Source organism: Terriglobus sp. YAF25 (assembly GCF_052113305.1).
Classification (GTDB): Bacteria; Acidobacteriota; Terriglobia; order Terriglobales; family Acidobacteriaceae; genus Terriglobus.
This window is the reverse complement of record NZ_JBFRCY010000646.1, coordinates 1-5,101: the sequence shown is the minus strand read 5'-3', so window position 1 is coordinate 5,101 and position 5,101 is coordinate 1. Positions and strand designations below refer to the sequence as shown.

Sequence of the window (5,101 nt, the reverse complement as noted above, 5' to 3'; positions counted from 1 at the left end):
GCTCACTGAAGATTTGAAGAAGGATCTGGATGCCGCGCACGCGGCGAAGCCGAAGCCCTAAGGGGCAGTTGCTGGTTCCTGGTTGCTGATTCCTGGTTGCTGGATGAGGGCCTCGCGTAAGCGAGGCCCTTCTCTATTCCGATAGAGCATCTATGGACGTTTCCGCAATGAAAACGCCGCTGCACTCCCCTTCCGCATCAGGAAAAATGCTCTAAAAGACATGCTCCCCGGCTTACGACTTTTGTAGAGCTTACGGGTGAGTGTGTGGTCGGACCTTCCATTAAAGGGATCGCGCTCGTCCAAAAATTCTTCGCAAACCTGGTTTTCAATCTCCTCGAGCGCATACCGTAAGTTGTTGAATTTTCGTTGCCGTGAAGCGTCTCAAATTATTTCCGAGAAATTAGTTGACAATCATGGCCGATATATCTCATAGTGGTTTTGGCAACTAACAACCTTTTGCCAGGAGATAGACACATGAAGAAGCTTATTGCTGCCAGCATCGCCCTTGTATCCGTAGCCGCCAACGCCCAGTTGATGCCGATCACGGACGGGTTCCTGGCCCGTGCTATCGCTCCTGCCGCGATTGCCAGTGCGACGGGCGTGGCCAAGCCGGTCAACGCCGCCATCGCCCTGGTTCCTCCGGTTCGTCAGAGCCAGCTTGATGCTTCCAAGATCGCAGCAGGCGCTGCCGGTCTGGTAACGGTGCACTTCACGGTCGACACCAACGGTATTCCGCAGGACATCACGCTGGACCGCTCGATCAGCTCTTCGGTCGATGCCCGCATCATCCAGGCCGTCTCTGCTCTGCGCTATACGCCCGGCTCGCTGCACGGCGAAAAGATTGCTTACCCCGTTGCTCTCTCGCTGGACCTCAAGTAACGCGAGTTTCTGCCACCCACTCACTCTCTGAACTCATAACCCTGTCAAAGGAGACAATGATGCGCAAACTGATCGCAGCAAGCTTGTTCGTTCTTCCCACCCTGATGCACGCCCAGCAGAGCCCGGTTCGTGCCGAGGCGCCGAAGATGATGGCCGCTGCCGCGGCTGTGGCTCCGAAGGTCTCGACCTTCACCGCGATGCCCGACCTCATACTGCGGCAGCGATGCGGGCCAGCGCCGAACCAGGCTGATGACCGGCTCCGGCAGCGAATGTCCGAGGATATTGGTGAGCTCATTCATCCCCAGACGGACGAGGACAGAGTCGGGCAGATCCATCAGGTCTTCGTCGGCGAAGAAGGCGCGCAACACGCGACCCTGATCCGGCGCACGATGGGCAAACTTCTGATCGACAAAGGTGGCTGCAAGCAAGCGGCTTTCGCAGGAACCCTCAGGCACCAGGAAACCGAAGCCCGAAGGCAGCGGGAAGTGCTCGCGGAAGGCGAGCGCAATGATGATGGCCGAGCTGGCGTCACGAGGGAGAAGCTCCGCGGCGCCGGGCAATAGCGGTGTCAGCAGAGCAGAGGTCTGCTGCGGCGGAGTCGCGAGCATCACGATGTCAAAAGACGCCTGGCCTCGCCCGGTCTGCACCTTCCACCCATTCCCGGTGCGTATCAGAGCTGTCACTGCCTCTTGTAAGCGAACCGATGCGGGCGGCAGAACAGCTGCCATGCGTTCGATCAGTCCGGCAAGTCCGCTGCGCAACGAGGCGAAGAGTGACGCGCCGGTACGTTGGCGCGATGCCAGCCCGGTGATCAAAGAACCGTACTCGCGTTCAAGAGCGACGAAAGGAGCCATGACGGCGTGGACGGAAAGCTTATGAATGCTGCCTCCGAAAACTCCGGAAAGGAGGGGCGCGGCAAGCTTTTCGGCAACCTCCTGACCGAAGTGACGCGCGACGAAAGAAGCAACAGATTCGTCATCGCCGTCATGGGCCGCAGCATACTCCTTCAGTTCCCTGGCTCGTGAGGGCTCCTGCAGGTAAGCGCGTTTCGCTTCTTCAGAGAAGAGCGTTGAGGCCAGCAACGAGTCCATGCCCGCCTGCCCCTGCGGCACCATCATGCGCATGTGTTCGGGCATGGGAACGAGTGTTTCCTGCTGCAAGACATAGGTGCGCCGGTTGTGGTCGTTGGAGGGAATAATCTCGGCGCCGAGACCGAGCTCGATGGCAAGTTCGCGTGCCCACGGCTTCTCAGCAACCCAGGAATCAGGGCCGCATTCCATGACGAAGCCGTTTTCACGATGAGTCTCGACGATACCGCCGAGACGCGATCCGGCCTCGAAGAGAGTACAGTCCATGCCGAGACGACGCAGGCGGTAGGCAGCGGTAAGGCCGGAGATGCCTCCGCCGATGATGGCAATCTTCTTCACTCAGGCTGATTGTAGAAGGGCAAAGGGCTGTCTGGTATGCCGGCGATCACATGCAATCTTCGGCAGGTTATTCTGTCGCAGGCGATCGGGAGTACAAGCCGCGCAGCACAGCGACTCTGGTGGAGTTAGACAAGCGCACGCTTGCGGTGAAGCGAAAGCTCTCTGTCGCCGATCACATCGGTTGCGACGCCGTAACCGGTGACAGCCTGATCGCGGGCAACTGGGGAAGCCGTCAGCTGTATGTTCTCGCCATGGACGGCCGGCAGCTTCGCGTGATCGATGTTGCCTCGAACAACCAATACCAGGACATCAAGTTTGTGGATGGCAAGCTGGTCGGTGGCGGGAACCTGACCAAGACCACCGGAGCCGTGGACTGGTACGCATGGCCCTCGATGCAACTACTGCGCAGTGTGGCGACAGGCACGACCGATCGAGGCAGACCGTACTCCGGCGAGGGTATGGCGCTGAAGGGGAAAGATCTCTATCTCGTGCCTGAAGACGGGCCGAGTCGGATCTTCCATTTCCTGCTGGGCACGGCCAGCAACTAGGGCGTATCGACAAATTCGATTTAAGTTTTCGAATAGGAATTTAGSGTATTCCGAACCCACCCTAGCGTTGCGAGGGTGGGGCACCCGGGCAATATAAACGATAAGCGCTTCATGATTTATGTCGCGAACTTTAGGGACAAGGACACTAGAGGAAAATTGCCTTGTGGCCGCTACATTCCTGCCCGGCGTGGCTGACGATTTCCGCCGGGAAGTCGTCGCCCGTGCGGGCGAGGAACCAGGTACCGGCGACAGCGCGCTCCTGCACGTGACCTTCCGGGAAGAGATTCAGCGTCACGGCATCCGCATGCTTGCGCAGCGAAGCGTTCTTTTCCTGCTCAAAGCGTGCAGCCATGCGGCGCAGCCGATTCATCTGGTAGCGCATCTTCGAAGCGGAGACCTCGCCAGACCTTGCCAATTCACCATCGACTGACTGCATCCATCCCAGCAGCGCATCCAGCTCGCGGTCCAGCGCATTGCCTGCGGCCTGCAGCCTTCTCTTGCCTTCGACCGGCATAGCTCGCGCACCCAGGCGAAGCGCCAGATCGTCTGCCGACGAGAACGCTTCCTTCAACCCGAGCTCATGCTGATCCATCACCTTAGCAATCGCCGGCTCCACCAGCGTGGCGGACATACGCGGCAGGACCGTCGTGCGACGCCCCAGGATGGTGTCATACAACACGCCTGACTGTGCAAAGTAGGCGATCTCCGCCGGCCCGCCAATATAGGCTGACGTCGGCAGAATCTGGTCCTGAAAGACAGGGCGCAGCAACGCATTCGGGCTGAACCGCTCCGGAGATGCCGCCAGCAACGCCTTCAATTCTCCGGTCGTATACGTGACATGACCCGCCTTCCATGCGCCGTCCTTATGGCGCAAGGCATGGCGTTCGCCCGTCTGCTCATCAAAGAGGAAGAGCAAACTGCCCTGTTCGGGCAACAAGACCTGTGCATGGTAGCCGGCGTCGACCAGTGCCTGGGAACGCGCGCGAACCGCAGCCTCAAGCTCCTCAGCCTGCTCGATCGCAGCCAGAAGCACGGGAGAGCCCAGCTCATGATAGCCGCGCTCGGCGGCATCGATCGTCAGCAAGCCCTCAGCCGCAAAGATCTCGCGCAGCAGCCCGGTAAATGCCTCGGCCAATGTCTTGCCAGGGGCGTAGTGACGCTTCAATGTCTCCGTGATCGGAGCCCAGGCGAGCAGTTCCGTCGCCTGCTCCACCAACGTCGTAATCTCTTCGGGCAGCACCACGCCGCCCACAGCGGTGTTGCGATGTACCAGGCTCTTCAGCCGCAATGTCTCGGCTGAATTCTTCGTTAGCAGCAGGACCTGATTGACTTCGTCGAGGTCGTGATCCTCGGTCGCCGGCCAGAAGATCGGTACATGCGGGACTCCGGCTTCGGTCGCTTCCTTTGCCCTGCGAACCGCGGTCGCCGCCTTGAAGAGGGTGTACAGCGGTCCACCGAGGATGCCGACCTGCTGCCCGCTCACGACCACACCAGCGCCGTCACGCAGCATCTCCAGGTGCCTGCGGGCTGCCGGCGAAGGATCGGGGTTCTGGGCCTCCAGCAGGGAGACCAGGCGGGCGCGGTGCTGCGGTGTCAGATCGGGTGCTTTGTCGCGCCACGCCGCATCGGACGGATGGCCGCCGAAGCTCTCAGCAAGAATGGGATTGTCCCAATAGGCAAGATACTCACGAAACAGACGCGAGACGCCGGGCAGCACCGTGATGGGGTAACACTCAGAACGCATGGAGATTACTCGTGCAGAGGCACACAGATGAGTCTCGCATACCGACACAATCCGTTTTCCAAATTTTCACAGTAAGGAAGAGACGTTTGCCGTACGAGTTTTGTCAGCCGGTGCATCATAAATTCGCGTTGCACGGTTAGATTCATCAGCCCGCCCCGGCGATGCAGAGTGTTAGGTTTAGTTTTATGGCGACCAAAACATCCGCGAAACGAACACCCGCGAAAAAGGCTCCGGCGCGACGTTCCGGCAAGGCGAAACTCCTCGAACAGAAGCTTGCCTACGACGGCCCGCTCTTCAAGGTATGGTCTGAAACCGTGAAGGAGCCGGGCGGCATCGTCTCCAACCGGGAGATCATCCGTCACAACGGATCGGTCGTCATTCTCGCCGTCGACGACCGCCAATCAAAGCGTGATCCCTACATCATCATGGAGCGGCAGTATCGCCAGGCGGCGCAGCAGTTCCTGCTGGAGCTCCCTGCCGGCCGGCGTGAAGCTGACGAGAAG

The 5,101-nt window shown here is 59.7% G+C and carries 4 protein-coding genes and 1 pseudogene; 3 read left to right on the top strand and 2 right to left on the bottom strand.

Annotation, left to right across the window (positions count from 1 at the left end):
• The first annotated feature begins 474 nt into the window (after positions 1-474).
• Complete coding sequence (locus AB4043_RS21725) at positions 475-879, top strand: energy transducer TonB (protein WP_442301056.1); 405 nt, start codon at positions 475-477, stop codon at positions 877-879.
• 44 nt (positions 880-923) lie between these two features.
• On the opposite strand, the gene hemG is transcribed toward AB4043_RS21725, so the two are convergent.
• Positions 924-2,306, bottom strand: coding sequence for a protoporphyrinogen oxidase (gene hemG / locus AB4043_RS21720; protein WP_442308063.1), 1,383 nt, complete (start codon positions 2,304-2,306; stop codon positions 924-926).
• Between the two features lie 50 nt (positions 2,307-2,356).
• Here hemG and AB4043_RS21715 point away from each other — a divergent pair, with 50 nt between their 5' ends.
• On the top strand, positions 2,357-2,854 hold the full coding sequence (locus AB4043_RS21715; protein WP_442308062.1) for a hypothetical protein: 498 nt from the start codon (positions 2,357-2,359) through the stop codon (positions 2,852-2,854).
• A gap of 145 nt (positions 2,855-2,999) precedes the next feature.
• Here AB4043_RS21715 and bshC read toward each other — a convergent pair whose 3' ends face one another.
• Positions 3,000-4,598 carry a bacillithiol biosynthesis cysteine-adding enzyme BshC gene (bshC, locus tag AB4043_RS21710; RefSeq protein WP_442308061.1) on the bottom strand — a complete coding sequence of 533 codons (1,599 nt, stop codon included), beginning with the start codon at positions 4,596-4,598 and terminating at the stop codon, positions 3,000-3,002.
• A gap of 185 nt (positions 4,599-4,783) precedes the next feature.
• On the opposite strand from bshC, the pseudogene AB4043_RS21705 reads away from it, so the two are divergent.
• Positions 4,784-5,101 (top strand): annotated as a pseudogene (locus tag AB4043_RS21705) (NUDIX hydrolase); the annotation flags it as partial.

Coding starts and splice junctions, on each gene's coding strand:
- AB4043_RS21715 (WP_442308062.1), top strand. CDS start 2,357: ATGCAATCTTCGGCAGGTTATTCTGTCGCAGGCGATCGGGAGTACAAG.
- AB4043_RS21725 (WP_442301056.1), top strand. CDS start 475: ATGAAGAAGCTTATTGCTGCCAGCATCGCCCTTGTATCCGTAGCCGCC.
- bshC (WP_442308061.1), bottom strand. CDS start 4,598: ATGCGTTCTGAGTGTTACCCCATCACGGTGCTGCCCGGCGTCTCGCGT.